Source organism: uncultured Algibacter sp. (genome assembly GCF_947495925.1).
Lineage (GTDB): Bacteria > Bacteroidota > Bacteroidia > Flavobacteriales > Flavobacteriaceae > Algibacter_E.
Window position 1 is genome coordinate 104,804 of record NZ_CANMAU010000005.1, and the last position, 20,155, is coordinate 124,958.

The window sequence follows — 20,155 nt, forward strand, 5'->3', positions numbered from 1 at the left end:
ATTTAAAGCAAAGGTTACTGAAGAAGTTGTTTTTTAAACTGACTAGGCGTTATACCCTTTAATTTTTTAAAAGTTGTATTGAATGAAGATTTTGAACTAAACCCAACTTCATTCGCAATTCCCAAAAGTGTATAATTTTTATATTCTTTTGCTTGTAAGCATAGTATAAAGTCTTCAACACGGTATTGATTTAATAAATCCTGAAACCCAATATTCATGTGTACATTTAAAATCTCAGATAAATGCTGTCTAGGAATATTTAGCCTTTTTGCAACATCATTAACAGTTAGTTTCTGATTTTTATAGAGCCTCTCTTGAGTCATTAATAAAACTAACTCCGACTTATAATAAATAATATCCTTTTGTTGTAAACTTGATGCGTTATATTTTAAGTTGTTAGATTTTGGTAATATGGCTTTAGGTGTTAAGATCAATTTATAAAGAACAAAGTAAAATAACAAAACGGCGATAATAATTATGCCATAACTGTCTAAAAAAAGTGGAGAATTATTCGATTTGGTTAATAAAAAGGTAACTTCATCTATGATAAAAATAATAGTGAGTGGAATTGCAAATAAGAGCAACCATTTTTCTTTTTTCGATTTAAGAATATGATAAATTGTATATGTTAAGTAAACTAAAAAAGTAAGTTCTGTAAGTTCTTTCATAAAGAATAAAAAAGGTGTAGCCTCCCATATTTCGAAATAATACCCTGTTAATAAAAGTATGTTAATTAAATATGGAATAAAAAAAACAAAGTCTTTAGAACTGAAACTCTCTTTTCCCGATTTATAATAGCGCATAAATAAAAAAAAGAACGTAATGATAAGTATATCGTGAAAAACGAACCAATTAGCATCTTTAATAAAAAGATTATAACTATCGTCCCCTAAAGCATATAATAAAACAGATGAAACACAACCTACCAACAACCAAAAGTTTGGCTTTTTGTAATGATGTTTATGCTTAAAAACGATGAATAATAGAAATATTCCTTGTAAAAGCGCAACGATTTGAATGGTTTTTAACATCTATCAGAAGTCTAACTTAGGCACTAAAATAAAGTAAAATATTATTCAAAAAAACACGATGTTTTGAATGTTTTTCGTGAATAGACGTTCAACGACTAATTCTAAAACTCAAGTATCAGATATAAAACATGTTATAAGAAAAAGCTAAGGTTTATCTTGTGAAAAAATTAGTTAATAAAAAAAAGTAGCCATTTGAAAAGATTTGGCTCATATACAGTTTTTGTAGTAATTAGCTTGTGTTCAGGTTATGACTTTACTAAGTATTAAGGGGAATTTATAAACAGTTTTTTAATTATATGTTTTCAAAAAAATCTGATTTTATTGTATTTCAGTATTATTAAATACGGCATAATTTTCAAAATTAGGAATCAATAAACAGCTCTTTATTTTTACATCAATACTCCTTTTTAAGAATATATAAATTCAAATTGTATCTTAGCCAATAATAAATTTGATAAATTGATTTTACCATGTTTAAACACTTTTTAGTTACTAGATTTAATCTTAGAAAATCAGACTGGAAGACTAATAAAAATAACAAAGCTGTATTAACTGATGAGTGGCATAGAAATCGATTTAAACTGTTTAAAGACTACTGTTTTCCTAGTGTAGCTGCCCAAACGAATACAAACTTCGATTGGATTGTGTTTTTTGATACCTCGACCAAGGATGAATTTAGAGATATAGTTTCTGATTTAGCTAAGGAATTTTCCAATTTTAAGCCTATTTATATTGATGGTATGGATTTATACCTTCCTGCGGTTAAAGACTATGTCAAAGATTTTGAGGAAGATTATATTATCACCACAGGTATTGATAATGATGATTGCATTAGTAAAAACTTTATTGAGGAAATACAAAAAAGGTTTGATAAGCAAGAGTTTATGGCTTTAGATTTTGTTGATGGCTATACCATTCAAACTCAATCTGACATAAAAATTGGAAAAAAACTCCATCAATACAATCCGTTTATTTCACTTTTTGAAAGAAATGTAAACCCAAAAACGATACGTGATCGTTCCCATAGAAACTGGAAAAAGGAAAAAAATGTGCTACAGGTTAGAGATGTGAAAATATGGTCTTCGGTAATACACCATGAAAACAAAGTAAATGAATTTACTGGGTATGGTCATGTAAATGTGAGTGATTTTTTTGAATCTTTCTTGATATCAAAAAATCAAGAACAGTATATTAAAGAAAAAACGATTTTGGTTGAAAAGTGGCGTTTTGAAAGTGCGATAAATTTTTTATCCTCATATTGGAAGTTTATTTCAAAAAATTTGAAAAGATCTTTAGGGTTTTATAATAAAAAGTAAGCATTACAAGTATTTGTTAAATTCCAAAATCCTGTTGAAACGCAAGATTTTAGTATCAACTATGTATTGTGGATTAATCTCTTCTAACAATTGAGAACTTAATTATTCCAGCATCAACATCAGACTTTTGTAGCACACCATTTTCATAATAATACTTACTTTCTCTGCCATTTGGAGCAGTTTTAAGATAAGCATGCTCCCCTATTTTCTTTATAGTATGAAAATCGCCATGTTCTTCGGCATAGATTTTAGAAACACCAGTGGGCTCCTCTAAAACTAACTGAATAATACTATGTTTAATTGTCATTTTTAATTCTTTTTCCAATTCATCTTCCGAATAGAATTTATAACCTTCATCTGTCCATATAGTTCGCACTTTGGTTTTATCTTTTCCCCTAACTGTAATATGAGCATTGGCCTCTTTTAAAATACCTTTCTCATAGGTCACATTGTATTTATAAACAATAGTTATCGCCACTAATAATTGATATTCAATATTAGTATGACTTTGATAGCTAATTTTGTTTCCAATAATAGTTTTAGTAGCGTCAAGAGTTCCTAATAGTTTTCCTTTGTGAATTACATTAAACCTATGATCTTCTGTTTGAGAAGGAAGGGAATAACATATTAATAACAAAAACAATAATATTATCTTTCTCATAAAAATTATATTGTTCCAATAAATATAAAGAATTGTACGAAAAGGTTGTTCTGCAATCTCCAGAAAACAAAAAAGACTCCTAATTAGGAGTCTTTTTTGTTTATAAATAATCTGTTTTTTTAAAGTGTAGTTTCTTTTTGACTTAGTATAATATCTTTCTTAGCAACTAAAATATTATCTTTTTTCTCTAAAGTAAGTATACTATCAATACCTCCTTTTGCCAAACGTTTACGGCAAATTTTAGATAATTTTGGATCATCATCAAACAGGTAGGCTGGTAAACTATATTCTTCCATGTTTGGTTGTTTAACAACAGGGTGAATATGTTTTAATTTTCTACTAGATAAACGTTTTCCTGGTACAAAAGTATAAAAGGTATATTGACCATTTTCGTTTGTTTTTATCCAAGTTCTATGGTGTACATAACGTTTTGAATCTTTTTTAACCATTTCGTAGCTTCCTTTTTCATTAGGCTGCTCTATATAAAGAATAACGTCTTTAGCTGGCGTAATACCATCACTAAGGTAAATTGTTCCAGTAATTTTTAATTTTTCTTCTTTGCTATCAAAATCTGGAATAGTACCTACATTGGTTAATGTCTTTTCTGTATAGTCGTAAAAAGGATTTTTAGAATTAGAAGTCATTGCTATGTCTTGAGCAAAAACGTTACTGTTAGTCGATAAAAGTAATCCTAAATGTAAAATAATAATTAATGATCTCATGGGGCTTAGTTTATTAATCGAGTCAAAACTAAATGATTAGAGACTTACTAGAACTAAAAACCTCATGAACACATAAATAAAACGTTGAAATGAAAACGATTGCAAAAATCATCGTTAAAATACGTTCTAAAATGAAATAAACGACCCGAATTGGTGAAAAGACTGTTAATATATGATTAAGGACCTATTTCGAATCAATATATCGTAGAAAAATTATTTGGTAATAACCTTACCAGAGTACCGTATTCCTAGCCTTGAACCACCATTAACTCCAATATTGGCGTTTAAATTTGGAAATATTGTAATATTCACATTAAACTTTTCTGATTTGCTTTGAGCCTCAAAAGAAATATCATAGCCACCCTTTTTGTTGGGGTTAACCTTATAATTTTCAACCACGCCATCAAATTGAATAGCACTATCACTTGAGCCATACCCTACTTGCATACGGCGCTCACCAAAATAAGGCAGATACGATTGAACACTATCATTTTTAACCTCAAGAAAATTAGAATTACCTATTAAACTAATAGAGCTAGAACTACTTCCCGGTTGAACTAAACCAGAATTCATTGCATTTTGTACGGCAGTTGTAACTTGTGGATAAGCCCAATCAGATTCTATTCTATAACTTTTACTGTTTATTATAGCGTTTAGATTATCAACTTCTACTTGCGAAGCTACTGACTTTGAAGACTTACATGATAAACTTAACAGTACTAAAAAAGTTAAAATTAGGTAATAAGACTTTTTCATAAAAAAAATATTATTAATAACCTAAATTACGAAATTCGTATCTAAATACTTTTAAGACTTTGTTAAAGCATGTAAGAAATAATATTAGCTTAAGATAAAATATTATCTATTGCTTTTATCCAATCATTAATTGTAGTTTCATTGGTTTGAAGTGCAACATTACCATTGCCATATGGCTTATACATTTCCAGACTTGTTACCGAAAAGAACCCTAAGGTTGGTGCTAATGAGGCACTCGCCAAATGCATGACACCATTATCCGCAGCAATAAATACGCTGGTATTTCTAATTATTGCAGCCATTTCTCGAAGATCTTGACTATAAAAGTTAGGCGCCTTAAAATTAATTTTCGAAATATTTTCAATAGGCAACATTTCAATGACGTTATAATCTGGGTATTCTTTTAATAATCTTGCGTAAAAAGTCTCCCACCATGTTTCAGAATAGCACTTATCACCGGTAGCATTCGTATAAATGCATATCGTTTTTTTCAATTGATCTGGTACAACACCATCTAATACCTTCTTTCCATTTATGATTTCAGTTTCATTCAATTTAATATCTAAAACAGGTACAGGTTTTACGATATCCATGGAAACGCCTAAGTTTTTTAAATATAGTCTTAAATTATAAACAGGATAGATGGACATATGCTGATATCCATCTAAATTTTTAAATTGAGAGTCATCAACCTCACCAAAGATTTTAAAATCGGCTTTGGCAATTTGAGTTAATAATCTACCAGAAGATGATGTTCTATCTCCATTAATGACGAAATCGTATTTTTTTTGTTTGATAGATAGCCAACATTTGATGTACTTAAAAATATGGCTCCAAGGTCTTTTTGGAAGCTTAATAATGTTTATTACGCTCTTATAATTCTCAAAAACAGGGTGCGCTACCCCTCCTTTAACAAATAAATCAATTTCGCAGTTCGGGAATAGATCAGTTACTTCCTGAACTAATGGTGTTAATAGTAACTGATTCCCCAACCTATGATTAGGTCTTATAATCAATACTTTTTTTATCATTAAAACATCACAGGAGCCATACTCAGGTTCTGTATAGGAGTTTCCAACACTTTTAGCAAGATTCCATATAACCGTTCTTCTAATATGGTTAACACGCGTTTTGAATGACATTAAAACTAATTTTTAAGTAAAGTGTTGCAAAACTACATATTTTTCAACTCTCCAACTAATTCTGTTAACGCCGCTTTTGCATCTCCAAAAAGCATTGATGTTTTTGAATTATAGAATAACTCATTTTCAATTCCAGCATACCCAGCATTCATACTACGCTTGTTTACAACGATATGTTTGGCATTTTCAACATCCAAAATTGGCATACCATATATTGGGCTACTAGGATCGTTATGAGCTGCTGGGTTAACAACATCATTTGCTCCAACAACTAATACTACATCGGCATTATTAAATTGTGGATTAATATCGTCCATTTCAACTAGAATACTATAATCTACATTCGATTCGGCCAATAGTACATTCATATGTCCGGGCATACGTCCAGCAACAGGGTGAATTGCATATTTAACGTTTACACCTTTATCGGTAAGTATTTCTTCTAATTCATGAATAACATGCTGCGCTTGCGCAACGGCTAACCCATAGCCAGGAACAATAATAACATTTGATGCATAATTCATCATTATTGCAGCATCACTTGCTGTGGTGTTTTTAATAGTTCCTAAAGTTTTATTACTACCAGAAACATCATTATTAGCAGTAAATGAGCCAAAAATAACTGAACCTAAAGTACGATTCATAGCTTTACACATGGCCACGGTTAAGATAATACCCGCAGAACCAACTAAAATACCACCAACCAGCATAACCATATTATCATATAATATACCAGTAATTGCAGCGGCAATACCCGTTAATGAATTTAGTAATGATATAACCACTGGCATATCCGCACCGCCAATAGGTAAAACAAACAAAATACCATAAACTAAACCCCCAGCTAAAAGCCCATAAAGTAGTATGGGGTTATAACCACCCGTAGCTATCATGTAAGTTGCTAAAACTAAAATTCCTATAAAAAATAGATTATTTACAATATTATATTGTGGAATCTTAACAACACTTTTTAAAGACCCATTAAGTTTCCCCCACGCAATTAAACTCCCTGAGAAAGTAATTGCTCCAATAATAATACCTGAAACTATAGTAGTTGCCTGCATTATACTCTCAACATTTTTGCTAAACTCTACTAATCCAATTAAAGTGGCACTAGCACCTCCAAAACCATTAAATAATGATACGAGTTCTGGCATTTTAGTCATTTCAACTTTTACGGCAATCAGCCATCCGATAATCGAACCTATAACAATAGCAATTCCAATTAATATGTATATTACAGTGGGTACATTTAAATCATGAATAAAAATAGTCCCAACAATCGCTAACCCCATACCAAAGGCAGCAATAAGATTTCCTTTTTTAGCAGTTTCAGGATGGCCTAATTTATTCAAGCCAACAACAAAAGTTACTGTTGCAATAAGATATATAACACTTAATAAAACACTCATTATTTTTTCTTTTTAAACATTTGTAACATTCTGTGAGTCACGGCAAAACCACCAACCACATTTAAAATTCCCAATACTACAGCTAGAAAACCTAAAGTTAATGCTATATAATCATTGGGGTTTGAGTGCAGCATTACTAAAATAGCACCTACAATTACAACACCACTTAAAGCATTTGCCCCAGACATTAATGGGGTGTGCAGTACAGCTGGTATACTTTTTATCACCTCTACTCCTACGAAAATGGCAAGAATAAGAATATATGTGATTTGAATATTATCTCTAATAAACTCTATTAACTGATTCATTTGTTTGAATTATTTTTTTCTGATTTCTCCATCTTTAACAATAAGTGTTTGGTCTGTGATTTCTTCTTCTAAATCCCATTTAAAACTGTTGTCTTCTGTAAGATGAATTATAAAATTGAATATATTTTTTGCGAAAAGTTCGCTGGCATTTGTTGAAACACTTTCTGGAGCTATTGTCGTACCAATAACTTTAACTCCATTTTTAACAACGGTTTCGTTTAGCTTACTAACTTCGCAATTCCCTCCCTGAGCAGCAGCCAAATCAATAATTACAGAACCGTTTTTCATTTGTAAAACTTGCTCTTCTGTAATTAAAACAGGGGCCTTTCTTCCTGGAATGTTTGCGGTTGTAACTACCAAATCAGCTTGAAAAAGTGACTTATTAACAGCTTCTTTTTGTCTACGCGCATAATCCTCAGAAGCCTCTTTCGCATAACCTCCCTCAGAATCTTCTCCTTCATTATCAACAGAAATAAATTTAGCACCCAAAGACTCAGCTTGTTCCTTAGTTTCAGAACGAATATCTGTAGCTTCAACAACGGCTCCTAAACGTTTAGCTGTTGCGATGGCTTGAAGTCCTGCCACACCAACACCATAAATGAGAACTTTAGAAGGCGTAATTGTTCCGGCCGCGGTCATCATTAATGGAAATATTTTTGTCATCTCATAAGCTCCTAAAATAACTGCTTTGTATCCCGCTAAATTGTTTTGAGAACTTAAAACATCCATATCCTGAGCTCTTGAAATCCTTGGCATCGCATCCAGTGAAAAAGCCGTAGCATCTTTTGAAGCTATAGCCTCAATTAATTTTGGGCTAGATTTATGATAAAGCTGACTTATTAAAACTTGGCCTTTATTTATCAACTTTAAATCATCTTCATCAAAAGGGTTAATTTTTAAGAGAATATCTGATTCTTTAAAAACGACGCCTCTTTTTTCTACAAGAACTCCAACGTCTTTGTAATCAGAATTTTCATAAGATGAGTTTAAACCTGCATCTTCTTCGACCAAAATTTCAAAACCCCTAGAAATAAACTGTTTTGCAATTATTGGCGATAATGAAACTCGTTTTTCCCCTTTTTGAGTTTCCTTAAGTATCCCTATTTTCATGTTAGTTTGTGCTATTTTAAGCTAACAAATATATCTAAAAGGACCCTAAGAGAAAGCTATCTAAAATCACTTTTGCGAATTGTGAGGCAATCCATAAAATTCTTTGAAAACAAAATAATTAATAATTAATGATATGGAAAATACTTCAAAACATTAATGAGTAAAAAAGTCTATTTGATGGAATATTGACCATTTATTGTACTATTCCTATGATACATTACCTAATTGAAGGAAAAGTAATTTGCTATTTTAATTAACCTGTTATCAATTATGCAGAAATTAAAAGCGCTAACAACCCCCAACCTTTAACACAAAGATTAAAAGCTTATCGATTACTTTATTTTTTTTTTTGAGTTAAATGCAACCCTTCAATATTTGTTTTGTCTATAATAGTAACTGAAATAATAAAACTATTTTTAGGACAATTTAAAAGCTAGCTGATTTTAATTGGAAACTAACATTTTGCATACGCATAGAGAACTTGTAGAAAAGAGCAAGTTAGGAGATCGTGTTTCACAGTACAAATTGTATGAACTATATGTTGATGCTATGTACAATGTAAGTATGCGTATGATGAAGATAAAAGAAGATGCAGAAGATGTTGTACAGGATAGTTTTATTGAAGCTTTTAACAATATGGCATCATTTAGATATGAAAGCACATTTGGTTCTTGGCTTAAACGGATTGTTGTTAACAAGAGTATTAATCAGCTTAAAAAGAAGAAAATACCTGTGGTTTCGATTGAAAAAGAAATGTATCACATTAAATCTGATATTGAGGATGAAGACACGTCTGTTTTAGATATCAAAAAAATAATTAAAAGTATTGAGTTGTTACCAGCTGGATATCAGCAAATCATAAACCTGTATTTAGTTGAAGGATATGATCATGTAGAAATTTCGGAGATACTAGAAATATCAACTTCTACTTCTAAATCTCAATACCACAGAGCAAAGAAAAAATTAATTGAAATTATAAAAACTTTATAGTGGACAAATTTGAAAAATACATAAGAGAAAACAGTAATGCCTTCGATATTCATAAACCAAATAAAGATAAACTTTGGGCAAACATTGAAGCTAAACTTGAAAAGCAAGACACAAAACCAAAGGTTATTAGGTTATGGAATCGTACTGCGTTTAAGGTGGCCGCTTCAATAGTACTAGCATTTGGCTTATTTACGGCAGTAAATATAATGACCAGTAATTCTAACTCGAAATCAAACTATTTTGTTTCACAGGAATTGGAAGATATTGACTCGCATTATAGCGGTTTAGTGGCATATCAAGTAAAACTGATTAATAATACTCCCAAATTAACAAACGAAGAAAAGAAAGACTTTTTATCCTTTATGGATGACTTAGATGCCGAATATGAAATCCTTAAAGAAGAATTAAAGAAAAACATAGACAATGAAAGGGTTTTAGAAGCTATTGTTATTAATTATAAAAAACGAATTGAATTAATTGAGAACTTATTGAATCAAATTAATAGTTCTAATAAAACAAATGATGAAGATGTATACATTTTATAAAAAAATGGCAGTTCTTATCATATTACTGATAAGCACAGCAGTGTTTTCTCAAGAAACACTTACAAAAACAATTGAGAAAACATTCAAAATGACAAATGGAGGAGAATTACATATTGATAATAAGCATGGAAATGTTTCTTTAAAAGGATGGGATGAAAACAAGGTTAAAATGATTTTAAACGTTGAAGTTAGTCATAAAAAGAAAGAAAATGCAAAGGAATTACTAGATAGAATAGTGCCTGAAACAAAAACAGCTAACGATTTTGTAAGTATAACTTCAGCTATATCTAAAAAAAGCACAAGTACGTTTTCAAATTATTTCAAGAAAGTAAACCCTTTTGAATTCGATAAGAACAATGTTGATATTCAATATACTATATACTTGCCCACAAATTGTGAAATTGATGTAACCAATAAGTTTGGTGATGTTCTAATCGATTCATGGACAGGGAAATTAAATGCCAATGTCGAGCATGGAGATTTATGGATTAATAATTCTGTTACCAATGCCAAAGTAAATATGAAATTCGGGAAATTACGTGGAAAAGGTATCACCTATGGGGTTATTAACTTGAAAAACGGTGATATAGAGATTGAGAAATCCGAAAACTTATTATTAAATACAAGTGGAACGAATATAGAATTAAATACAATTAAAGACCTAGAATTAATGTCAAGTAAGGATGAGATATCAATTTCTCATATTAAAAACATCAAGGGAGAACTTAAATATTCAAACATTAGAATTGATTCAATAGCAAGTAAAATAGACCTTAACATGCATTTAGCAGAATTAAGAGTTAGAAACATAGAAGATGCCGATGCCGAAATTAGAATAAAGCAAGAGTCTTCAGATATTAATATTGATATTAAGGGTTTTTCATTTAGTTTTCAAGCAAATCTAGAACAGGGACTATTGCGTTTACCAAAAACAGTTTCAAATATTAAAAACAACGTAATAGATAAGAGCAAGAGAATTCGTGAAATTACGGCAACCTATGGTGCTTCAAAATTAGGTGAGTTGGTTATCATAGGGGAAAAAGGAGTCGTTGTACTAGATGACTAATTTATATAACCAGTAAAAACCGTTGATATTCTCCATTAACTTGAATAAATACTGGAATTCAAAATATAGTAAAAAAAAACAAAAAAATATGCAACCTATTGATATTATGGTTGTCTATAATAATAAATACAATCAAATAAAATCATAAAATGAAACACTACTCTATTCTTTTGCTATTGATACTTATTAGCTCCATAAATATGCTAAGTGGTCAAGAAACAGAAACAGATTACATCGAATTTAACGATAGAAAAAACACGGTTCATGGGGTGTATTTAGGTTTAAGCTTTCATTATGGAACCATTGATAAGGCAGATACTTACGCATCCAGTTTTAAGGTGGCTTATGTCGCAAATCAGCAATTTGAAATCGGGTTTATAGGCACTGGATTTTATACAGACTTAAACCGATTGGGAACAGATAACCTAAACAGAGACCTTGCTGGTTTTTATGGTGGTTTGCACCTAGAGCCCATTTTTTTTGGTAAATCAAAATTTAATTTATCGTTACCCCTACTTATAGGAGGTGGTGCTGTTGGATTACTAAATGAAGATGTATTTAACGATGTCACAATTGAAGAAGATGACTGGAAAGGTGTTTTTGTAGCAGAACCAGGAGTTAATGTATTATACAACATTTCAAGATATATTCAATTAGAGGCGGGAATTAAATATAGGTTTTCAAGTAAGTTAAACTTAAGGCCTGAGTATAATATTAGTAATATAAATGGGTTTTCTGCAGGAATTGGCGTTAAGCTAGGTGTTTTTAATATGGGAAGAAACAGATACAAACAAAACTTATAAAAAATGAAATCAAAACAAAACAAATCAATCATTGAAACTATTCATGTGGTTTCAAAAAAAAATAAAGTTTTTATAAAATCGAATACGGAAAGTAATAAGTGGCACTCAATTAATTTTCAATGGATTCCTGTATTTGAACTTAATAAAACAATGAATCATTAAAACTTTTATTTCATCATCAAAAATCAATCACAATGAAAACGAGCAGCTATTACTTAATCTTTACGCTTTTCTCTTTAGTACTTTCATCTTGTTACACAGATAAAATTCGTGTTTCACCCGGAGATACTATTACTTTAAGAGAAGTCCCTGTAGAAAATTATAACAGTATAGAAATAGGAAATGGTTTTAATGCATTTATTACTTTTTCTGAAGATAGCGAATCTATACAAGTAGAAGGAAATAGTAATTTGCAAGATCTTATTATTGCCCAAATAAGAGATAATAAACTCACTGTTAAACTAAAAAATAGAGTAAACGTTAAAGGAAATCCAACACTAAATGTTTATCTAAGTGCGAAGGCAATCGAAAACTTTAAGGCAACTGCCGATTCTAATATAACTTTGGAAAATACATTGGTAGCCAATAAGGCTTATATCAGTTTATCTGCGGATAGTTATTTTACGGGTGAATTAGATGTAAAAGACTTAGAACTAAGAGCTTCAGCCGATGTTAGAGCAGACTTATATGGTCATATTGACTACTTAAATGCAAACCTTTCTGCTGATGTTAGACTTTCAGATTACGATTTAGTTGTTAATGATTTAAAACTGAAAATGGTTGCAGATTGCGGTGCAAATTTAACTGTTAAAAACAGTATTTATATTGATGCCAAAGCTGATTGCATTTTAAAATACAAAGGGAACGCCTCCATTGTTTATCAAGATTTAAAAGCTGATGCTAGACTTGTTAAAATGGATTGATTTCTATTGATTTTAATTTTGAAACTATTTTCGTCCTTTGTAAAGCGCATTCAAAATCAATGCGCAAATAATCATGGCAATACCAAGGAGGCTCCAGAAGGTGTATATTTCATTAAAAATTACGACACCAAATAACACTGTAAAAACAACCTCAAGGTATTTTAGTGGAGCCACTTGATTTGTAGATGCCTCTTGAAAAGCTTTGGTCATAAAAACCTGTCCAAAATACCCAAATACGCCGAGTCCAAAAAGCATTAGCCATTCCATGCCAATAGGAGTTATCCAATTATTAATAGAAAGTATACCGCCAACTATGGCAGATATTACCATAAAATAATTAACCACAACAACTGGATGTTCAGTCTTCCCAATTTTACTGAGTACCACATAAACTAACCCACTAAAAATGGCAGACAATAAAACTAATAAAAGCCCATAAACGTTTAATTCAGTATCAAAACCCTTTAAAATTATGACACCCAAAAAAGCCAAACCAAAAAACAACCATTGCAAGAGTCTTACATGCTCTTTTAATAAAAAAACAGCAAATACGGCTGCAAAAATTGGGGCCATATATCGTAATGATACCGCAGTACCAATTGGTAAAAATTTAGTGGACATAAAGAAGAAAGACATTGAAGTAACCCCAACTAAACCTCTGGCTATTAGTAATTTTTTGTTGTTTCCAACCATAGAAATATTGTTTTTAAAAAGAAACGCCAACGTAAAAAACAAAGATCCTAAAGCTCTAAAAAAAACAATTTGAAATGCACCTATATGAGTTAAGTGCTTAACAATTCCATTCATGCATGCAAAAGCTAAAGTACTTATAAACATAAACTTAATAGCAAGTTTAACGTCCATATCCTCTAGGTTTAAATTGTCTTTTTGAGTTAATAAAATAAACTCCCGTTAACAAAATAATAGCTGCAATAATAGATTGCATAGTAATCTGTTCATTTAACACCCACCATCCTAAAATGAGTGCAATAATAGGGTTTACATAAGTAGATGTAGCCACTTTTTCTGGAGAAACTTCCTTTAAGAGATAGTTAAAAGCTGTAAATGCTATAACACCTCCGAAAAGAATAAGACCCAGCATAGACCATTGCACATCTTTCGTCCAACTAGAAGGTAAAGACCATGACTCATTTAAGCACAAACTAATTATGGCTAGCATAATACTTCCTGTAAACATCTGGTATGCCGTGTTTACAAAATGATTCTTTGGTAAATCAGCTTTACCAACAAATATGCTGGCATACGCCCAACTTATCATGCACAAAAAAATGGTTAGCATACCAATAACTTGACCTTCCTGACTAATAACCTCTTTCTGGCTAACCAAAAGAAAAATACCTATAAAACCAAGGATAACACCAATATAGGACATCAAAGATATTTTTTTACCTTGAAGAATACGCATTAAAATAAGGACTACAAGGGGTTGAGCTGAAATCTGTAAGGCAGCAAAACCACTATCCACATATCTTAAAGCCCAAACCACAACACCATTCCCAAAAGTTAAGAACAAAAAACCAGCAATACAGGTATTTTTAAATTGCCTAAGTGTAATTTTAATACTTATGCCTAAAGCTTTAGCAATTATAAAAATAAATACACTAGCAACAATAAAGCGAATGGATGCCAAAAAAAAAGGCGGTAACTCAGTTACCGCAATTTTATTTAATAAATATGTTGAACCCCAAATAACATAAATAGCGAAAAAAGATAAAAGTATTAAGAGCGTTTTTCGCGATATACTCATACTTATCATTACGTTATGAGGTATAAAATAATTTTAATAAGGTTATATTTTTTTAACCTTTACAGCATTCATACCTTTTTGACCACGCTCTAATTCGTAAGTCACTTTATCATTCTCTTCAATAGGCTCTAAAGTACCACTAATATGAACAAAATATTTTTCTTGATTCACGCTATCAATTATAAAACCAAAACCTTTTGAATGATCAAAGAAAGATACTTTACCTTCTTTAGCGACTGGCTCCTCTTCTATTCTATCTTCTTTTTTAGGAATCCCTAATTCAATACTTTCGGCTTCTACCTTTTCACGCATGGCTGGATCTGGTGGAGTATCTGTTAAATTTCCATTGAAATCAACATAAGCAAATTGAATACCTTGCGGATTTTCTTTAGCTTCAGCTCTTCTGGCTTCTTTTCTTTTTTGTTTTTCTTCTCTTTTCTTTAAGCGTTTCTTCTCTTTTTCTATTTTGTTAAATGTTACTTGCGATTTTGCCATAGTTTATAATATCCTACTGATTTTTTAAGGGTTAATAATGATGTAAAGATACATCTATTTTTTTCGATGCTATAATAATCAAGCTATTAAAAGTTATTCTAAATGATATTTAGGCCTAATGTAAATATTTTGTTAGGACCTTACTTATTCTTGAATCAAGTCGGAATTGAAGAATAGGATTTATATTTATCGCTCCTTTATAGGTCTAGGAGTTCAATATACCTTTCTATTCTTAATTCAATTTAAATTTCAAAAAATACTATTAAATCATGCTATTTGAAAACAAGAATTTTAAAAGAAATGATGATAACACTTTATTCTTCTGGTGGATAACCATGAATTTGCTCAAACACTTCATCAAAGTTTGAGCGCAAATAAGAGTTTAATTTCTTTCTATAATCCCCTTTTAACCACTCTACGAAGTTATAAGTACTCTTACTAATGCATTTTGTATAACGCTGAATCCTAAAATCAACATCATCACCCAACATTTTTGCTAAAGCCAAAGCATCGTAGACATCTTCACTGTTTTCAATACAAATTTTAGCATGCTGCTCTATAGAACGTTCTAAAACTACTTTCGATGATTCTCCATTTCTAATAGAGTCTACATAGGTTTTTTGAACATCAAATTGAACATCCTTTGATTTTGCAAATTCCTCACGCAATGAATCGGGCATTTCATATCTGAAATTGCTTTCTAAATCTTCATCTGTTAATATCGAATCCAGATAATATGTTGGTGATTTAAATATTCTTTGCCAATCTAAATCATCACCCCAAGGACCAAATCTGTGAAAGTTATTTCCTAAATCAATAACTGAAAATGTACTTTTATCCTTTAAAATACGTGAGCCACGTCCAATCATTTGATAATATAAAGTAAGCGATTTTGTTGCTCTATTGAGTATTATGCTTTCTACGGTTGGCTCATCAAAACCCGTGGTTAAAATACTCACTGAAGTTAAAATAGCCCCCGGAGTATTTTTAAACCATTTTAATATAAGTGCACGTTCCTTTTTTGTATTTGTATTATCTAAATGTGCAATTTGATAACCGGCTCTTCTAAACGTATCGTATACATGCAGTGAGGTATTAATACCATTATTAAATATGAGTGTTTTTTTACCTTTTGATCGTTCCTCGTAAGCTTGTAATAACTTAGATAGCATATCGTTATCTGTATACAGGTCTTCTGATGATTTAACAGTATAATCACCATTGGCACCCACGACTAATGAGGTTAAACCTACATTATAAGTGAACATTTCAGCACGTGCTAAAAACCCATTTTCAATAAGAGATTCTATACTTTCACCTACAATTAATTCATCATAATTATCGGTCATCGGTAATTCGATACTTGAACTAAGTGGCGTTGCTGTAACTCCCAGAATAAAGGATTTACTGAAAAATTTAAACAGTTTTGTAAATGAATTGTAATGTGCCTCATCAATAATAACTAACCCAATATCAGAAATATCTAATTTATCATCATTAAGTCTGTTATTTAAAGTTTCAACCATAGCTACGAAACAACTATATTCTTGTTGATCACTTAAATCTGCTTTACTGTCAACAACCTTGTTATGTACGCCAAATTCTGTAAGCATACTAGAGGTTTGCTTGCATAACTCTATTCTATGAGTCATGACCAAAACCTTCTTTTTATGGTGTTTCAGGTACTGTCTAACTATCTCAGAAAAAATAACAGTTTTCCCTCCACCTGTAGGCAATTGATATAGTAAATGATAATCTTCCGGAGATTCCTCAAAAGCAGTAAAAATTTTGTCTATTGCACCTTTTTGGTAACTATATAAATCTTTACCTTCTTTTCTTTCTTCTATTTCTAATTCAGCTTTTGTAATCGACATGCTTGCATTTTAATGACGTGCAAAAATAACATCTTTAAAGGGTTTATCTACAATGTTTATTAGGAAAATTATTAAGGAATATTAACATCTTCAAAATAAATTGATTCTTTGGCGCAAGTTAATTCACAGCTTAGCATCTAAATAAATGTATTATAATTTATTTAAGTATGAAAGTAGGAATAAAGTTTTTGTTTTTTCTGATATTAACAATAATGTCCTGTAGTGATGAATCTGTAGAAGTTTTTGAAGTCGAAGAAGAACTTGAAAATAGCTCAGCCCCTACTACTCCAAACATTTTACTAATAATAGCAGATGATATGGGATTAGATGCATGCCCCGGTTATGACATAGGGAATGTTAAACCCCATATGCCAAATCTTCAAAGTTTAATAAATTCTGGTGTTAGGTTTACCAACTTATGGTCAAACCCTACCTGCACCCCAACAAGAGCAGGTATAATTACAGGAAGATACGGATTTAGAACCAATGTATTAGCGGTTGATGATCCACTTTCGACATCAGAAACATCGATACAAAAATACTTGGACCTTAACACAAATAATACCTACGCACATGCAGTAATTGGGAAATGGCATTTATCCAAAGATGATAACCATCCAAATGATATGGGTGTTGACTATTTTGCAGGTTTTACCGGAGGTGGTGTGCCTTCTTATACAAATTGGACTTTAAACGTTAATGGTGTCATGAATCGCTCTACGGAATATACGACAACAAGGTTTACAGATTTAGCTATTGAATGGAAAGACAACCAAACGCAACCTTGGCTTTTATGGTTAGCATATAATGCACCGCACACACCTTTTCATTTGCCACCTGAAGATTTGCACTATCAAGGCGCTTTATCATCAGATCAATCGAGCATTGATATTAATCCGTTGTCATACTATTTGGCGGCACTTGAAGCTTTAGATACTGAAATGGGTAGATTGATTAATTCATTATCAAATGATGAAAAAGTAATACTATAATTATTTTTATAGGAGATAATGGTACTCCAAACCAAGTTGCTCAAGAATACAATTCTAGACGCGTAAAAGGTAGTATTTATCAAGGTGGCGTAAATGTGCCGATGATAATTTCTGGAAAAGGTGTAGATAGAATTAATAGTACGGAGAATGCTTTAATAAACACCACTGATTTATATGCCACTATTGCGGATATAGCAGGTACAGAAACATCGGAAATACATGATAGCAAAAGCTTTAAAGGGTTACTAAATGATTCTGAAGCAAACAAACGAATATATACGTATACCGAAAATGCTGATTACACGATTAGAAATGCAACACATAAATATATCTATTTCAATGACGGATCTGAAGCATTATTTAACTTAAGCAATAATCCAATGGAGAACCCAAATTTACTTCATGCCAATCAATTACCTCTTAGTGATACTGATAAAACAATTAAAGATGAACTAACCGCAAAACTCCAAGACATTAGAAATTAATATATTCTAGAAAATAGTTGTTTAGCTAAAGAACTAATTTATATTTTTATAGCATAAAATTTTCCTTATGCAAATTAATGACAAATCGGGCGTTAAACATTACTTAGCTGCCAATTCGAGGTATGAATCCATGACTTATAATCGAACAGGGAAAAGTGGCGTGCTTTTACCTGCCATGTCCATTGGGCTATGGCATAATTTCGGGTTTATAGATCCCATTCAAAATGGAAGAGATATTTTAAGAACGGCCTTTGATTTGGGAATTACTCATTTTGATTTAGCTAATAACTATGGTCCGCCATATGGTTCCGCTGAGGAAAATTTTGGAACCATATTTAAAAAAGACTTTCAAAACTATAGAGATGAATTATTTATTGCTACCAAAGCGGGCTATGATATGTGGCCTGGACCTTATGGTAATTTGGGTTCTAGAAAATATTTAATCTCTAGCTTAGACCAGAGTTTAAAACGTATGAACTTGGACTATGTAGATGTTTTCTATCATCATAGACCTGATCCTGATACGCCGTTAGAAGAAACCATGGGAGCTTTAGCCGATATTGTACGTCAGGGAAAAGCACTCTACGTAGGTATTTCAAATTACCAGCCTGAAGAAACACAAAAAGCTGCAGAGCTGTTAAAAGATTTGAATACCCCATTTATTTTGCATCAGGCTAGATATTCGATGTTCGATCGTTGGGTTGAAGATGGCCTTTTAAATACGTTGGATAAAAATGGGGTTGGCTGTATTGCGTTCTCCCCATTGGCGCAAGGTCTGCTTACTGACAAGTATATTAATGGGATTCCTGAAGGTTCCAGGGCAGCTAAAGATTTAACGTATTTAAATTCTGAAACTGTATCTAGTAACTTAGATAAAATTCAAAAACTTAATAAGCTAGCCATTGAACGCGGGCAAAAGTTATCACAAATGGCTATCGCCTGGATTTTAAGACAACCACAAGTAGCTTCTGTATTAGTGGGTGCAAGCTCTTCAAATCAATTAAAGGAGAATATAAAAGCCTTGGATAATTTAAATTTTTCAGAAGAGGAATTAAAGATGATTGAAGCCGTGATTTCTTAACTTTTAATAAATTTTTCGCTAGAAACGTTTCCTAATTCATCTTCAATTGAAATAAAATAAACACCTTGTGAAAGTTTTTCGACATTGATTGAATTCGTGTTATTATTTTCTTGTACCCAAATAACTTTCCCTGTAAAATCTATAATTTTTATTTTATAATCACTTAAATTATGAGTTGTTTTTATATGGAGTATATCTTTTACTGGGTTGGGGTACTTCGAGAATAAAGATTTATCACGACGCGGTATTGAAAGCAATCCATTCCAGTATCGAACTTCATCTCCATTAGGAGAGTAAATCGTCAAATAACATGCGCTTCCACTTAACAAGCATCCGATATCATATCTGTAAGTTGTTGAGGGCTGAAAGAAACCAAAATATAAACTCTCAAAATCTTGGTCGCCCAAATTAGTACAAGATTCTAAAGTGGTGTTTGTAGATAGTATAGTAAAGGTATTGAATTCTTCATCATCCATGCTGAACTGACCTTCTATTAAACCACAAACAGTAGAATCAAAACTTAAAGTTTCTGATGGATGAAAAATTAAGGGTATTCGATTTCCATCATCATCAAGCTCAGGATATCCGTCTGAGCTAGGATAAAAAATATTATCAATTTTTATGCTTTCTAAAACCCAATTATTATCCATCAAGATTTGAGAAAAACCAAAAGTA

23 protein-coding genes are annotated in these 20,155 nt (G+C 31.4%); 10 read left to right on the plus strand and 13 right to left on the minus strand.

The window, feature by feature from the left end:
• Window positions 1-14: 14 nt before the first annotated feature.
• Window positions 15-1,031: an AraC family transcriptional regulator gene (locus Q0857_RS11585; RefSeq protein WP_298535350.1), complete on the minus strand. Its 1,017-nt coding sequence runs from the start codon at window positions 1,029-1,031 to the stop codon at window positions 15-17.
• Between the two features lie 470 nt (window positions 1,032-1,501).
• Between Q0857_RS11585 and Q0857_RS11590 the strand changes: the two genes are divergently transcribed.
• On the plus strand, window positions 1,502-2,347 hold the full coding sequence (locus tag Q0857_RS11590) for a glycosyltransferase (protein ID WP_298535352.1): 846 nt from the start codon (window positions 1,502-1,504) through the stop codon (window positions 2,345-2,347).
• 73 nt (window positions 2,348-2,420) lie between these two features.
• On the opposite strand, the gene Q0857_RS11595 is transcribed toward Q0857_RS11590, so the two are convergent.
• The 7 genes from Q0857_RS11595 to Q0857_RS11625 all read right to left on the minus strand — a co-directional run bounded on the left by Q0857_RS11595 (window position 2,421) and on the right by Q0857_RS11625 (window position 8,458).
• Window positions 2,421-3,008, minus strand: coding sequence for a DUF6134 family protein (locus Q0857_RS11595; RefSeq protein WP_298535355.1), 588 nt, complete (start codon window positions 3,006-3,008; stop codon window positions 2,421-2,423).
• Between the two features lie 119 nt (window positions 3,009-3,127).
• Complete coding sequence (locus Q0857_RS11600; RefSeq protein WP_298535358.1) at window positions 3,128-3,730, minus strand: hypothetical protein; 603 nt, start codon at window positions 3,728-3,730, stop codon at window positions 3,128-3,130.
• A 213-nt stretch (window positions 3,731-3,943) separates the two neighbouring features.
• Window positions 3,944-4,486 (minus strand): DUF4251 domain-containing protein, encoded by a 543-nt coding sequence (locus Q0857_RS11605; RefSeq protein ID WP_298535361.1) that lies wholly within the window; start codon window positions 4,484-4,486, stop codon window positions 3,944-3,946.
• A gap of 89 nt (window positions 4,487-4,575) precedes the next feature.
• On the minus strand, window positions 4,576-5,628 hold the full coding sequence (locus tag Q0857_RS11610) for a glycosyltransferase family 9 protein (protein ID WP_298535363.1): 1,053 nt from the start codon (window positions 5,626-5,628) through the stop codon (window positions 4,576-4,578).
• 32 nt (window positions 5,629-5,660) lie between these two features.
• Window positions 5,661-7,040, minus strand: coding sequence for an NAD(P)(+) transhydrogenase (Re/Si-specific) subunit beta (locus Q0857_RS11615; RefSeq protein ID WP_298535366.1), 1,380 nt, complete (start codon window positions 7,038-7,040; stop codon window positions 5,661-5,663).
• Window positions 7,040-7,348: an NAD(P) transhydrogenase subunit alpha gene (locus Q0857_RS11620; RefSeq protein WP_298535369.1), complete on the minus strand. Its 309-nt coding sequence runs from the start codon at window positions 7,346-7,348 to the stop codon at window positions 7,040-7,042. The genes Q0857_RS11615 and Q0857_RS11620 overlap by 1 nt, the downstream gene beginning before the upstream one ends.
• A 9-nt stretch (window positions 7,349-7,357) precedes the next feature.
• Window positions 7,358-8,458 (minus strand): Re/Si-specific NAD(P)(+) transhydrogenase subunit alpha, encoded by a 1,101-nt coding sequence (locus tag Q0857_RS11625; RefSeq protein ID WP_298535373.1) that lies wholly within the window; start codon window positions 8,456-8,458, stop codon window positions 7,358-7,360.
• 447 nt (window positions 8,459-8,905) lie between these two features.
• Here Q0857_RS11625 and Q0857_RS11630 point away from each other — a divergent pair, with 447 nt between their 5' ends.
• The 6 genes from Q0857_RS11630 to Q0857_RS11655 all read left to right on the plus strand — a co-directional run bounded on the left by Q0857_RS11630 (window position 8,906) and on the right by Q0857_RS11655 (window position 12,785).
• The gene (locus Q0857_RS11630) at window positions 8,906-9,448 is read left to right on the plus strand and encodes an RNA polymerase sigma factor (RefSeq protein WP_298535376.1); all 543 of its coding nucleotides are present in this window, start codon (window positions 8,906-8,908) and stop codon (window positions 9,446-9,448) included.
• A complete protein-coding gene (locus tag Q0857_RS11635) occupies window positions 9,448-9,993 on the plus strand; it encodes a hypothetical protein (protein WP_298535379.1) in 546 nt (181 codons plus the stop codon). Before Q0857_RS11630 ends, Q0857_RS11635 begins: the two co-directional genes overlap by 1 nt.
• Window positions 9,994-9,997: 4 nt before the next feature.
• The gene (locus Q0857_RS11640; protein WP_298535381.1) at window positions 9,998-11,059 is read left to right on the plus strand and encodes a hypothetical protein; all 1,062 of its coding nucleotides are present in this window, start codon (window positions 9,998-10,000) and stop codon (window positions 11,057-11,059) included.
• Window positions 11,060-11,208: 149 nt separating this feature from the next.
• Window positions 11,209-11,862, plus strand: coding sequence for a hypothetical protein (locus tag Q0857_RS11645; RefSeq protein WP_298535384.1), 654 nt, complete (start codon window positions 11,209-11,211; stop codon window positions 11,860-11,862).
• Between the two features lie 3 nt (window positions 11,863-11,865).
• On the plus strand, window positions 11,866-12,024 hold the full coding sequence (locus Q0857_RS11650) for a hypothetical protein (protein ID WP_298535388.1): 159 nt from the start codon (window positions 11,866-11,868) through the stop codon (window positions 12,022-12,024).
• Window positions 12,025-12,056: 32 nt separating this feature from the next.
• Window positions 12,057-12,785 carry a DUF2807 domain-containing protein gene (locus tag Q0857_RS11655; protein ID WP_298535390.1) on the plus strand — a complete coding sequence of 243 codons (729 nt, stop codon included), beginning with the start codon at window positions 12,057-12,059 and terminating at the stop codon, window positions 12,783-12,785.
• Between the two features lie 24 nt (window positions 12,786-12,809).
• On the opposite strand, the gene Q0857_RS11660 is transcribed toward Q0857_RS11655, so the two are convergent.
• From Q0857_RS11660 to Q0857_RS11675, 4 genes are all read right to left on the minus strand, one after another.
• Window positions 12,810-13,649, minus strand: coding sequence for a DMT family transporter (locus tag Q0857_RS11660; protein ID WP_298535392.1), 840 nt, complete (start codon window positions 13,647-13,649; stop codon window positions 12,810-12,812).
• On the minus strand, window positions 13,639-14,553 hold the full coding sequence (locus Q0857_RS11665; RefSeq protein WP_298535395.1) for an EamA family transporter: 915 nt from the start codon (window positions 14,551-14,553) through the stop codon (window positions 13,639-13,641). Before Q0857_RS11665 ends, Q0857_RS11660 begins: the two co-directional genes overlap by 11 nt.
• A gap of 42 nt (window positions 14,554-14,595) precedes the next feature.
• Window positions 14,596-15,048 (minus strand): cold-shock protein, encoded by a 453-nt coding sequence (locus Q0857_RS11670; protein ID WP_298535398.1) that lies wholly within the window; start codon window positions 15,046-15,048, stop codon window positions 14,596-14,598.
• A gap of 314 nt (window positions 15,049-15,362) precedes the next feature.
• Complete coding sequence (locus Q0857_RS11675) at window positions 15,363-16,922, minus strand: DEAD/DEAH box helicase family protein (RefSeq protein ID WP_298535400.1); 1,560 nt, start codon at window positions 16,920-16,922, stop codon at window positions 15,363-15,365.
• 167 nt (window positions 16,923-17,089) lie between these two features.
• On the opposite strand from Q0857_RS11675, the gene Q0857_RS11680 reads away from it, so the two are divergent.
• The 3 genes from Q0857_RS11680 (at window position 17,090) to mgrA (ending at window position 19,480) form a co-directional block, all read left to right on the plus strand.
• On the plus strand, window positions 17,090-17,914 hold the full coding sequence (locus Q0857_RS11680; protein WP_298535403.1) for a sulfatase-like hydrolase/transferase: 825 nt from the start codon (window positions 17,090-17,092) through the stop codon (window positions 17,912-17,914).
• 8 nt (window positions 17,915-17,922) lie between these two features.
• Complete coding sequence (locus Q0857_RS11685; protein WP_298535927.1) at window positions 17,923-18,399, plus strand: sulfatase/phosphatase domain-containing protein; 477 nt, start codon at window positions 17,923-17,925, stop codon at window positions 18,397-18,399.
• A gap of 67 nt (window positions 18,400-18,466) precedes the next feature.
• A complete protein-coding gene (mgrA, locus tag Q0857_RS11690; RefSeq protein WP_298535407.1) occupies window positions 18,467-19,480 on the plus strand; it encodes an L-glyceraldehyde 3-phosphate reductase in 1,014 nt (337 codons plus the stop codon).
• On the opposite strand, the gene Q0857_RS11695 is transcribed toward mgrA, so the two are convergent.
• Window positions 19,477-20,130 carry a T9SS type A sorting domain-containing protein gene (locus Q0857_RS11695; protein WP_298535409.1) on the minus strand — a complete coding sequence of 218 codons (654 nt, stop codon included), beginning with the start codon at window positions 20,128-20,130 and terminating at the stop codon, window positions 19,477-19,479. The two genes, mgrA and Q0857_RS11695, sit on opposite strands and share 4 nt — an antisense overlap.
• Window positions 20,131-20,155: the final 25 nt, after the last annotated feature.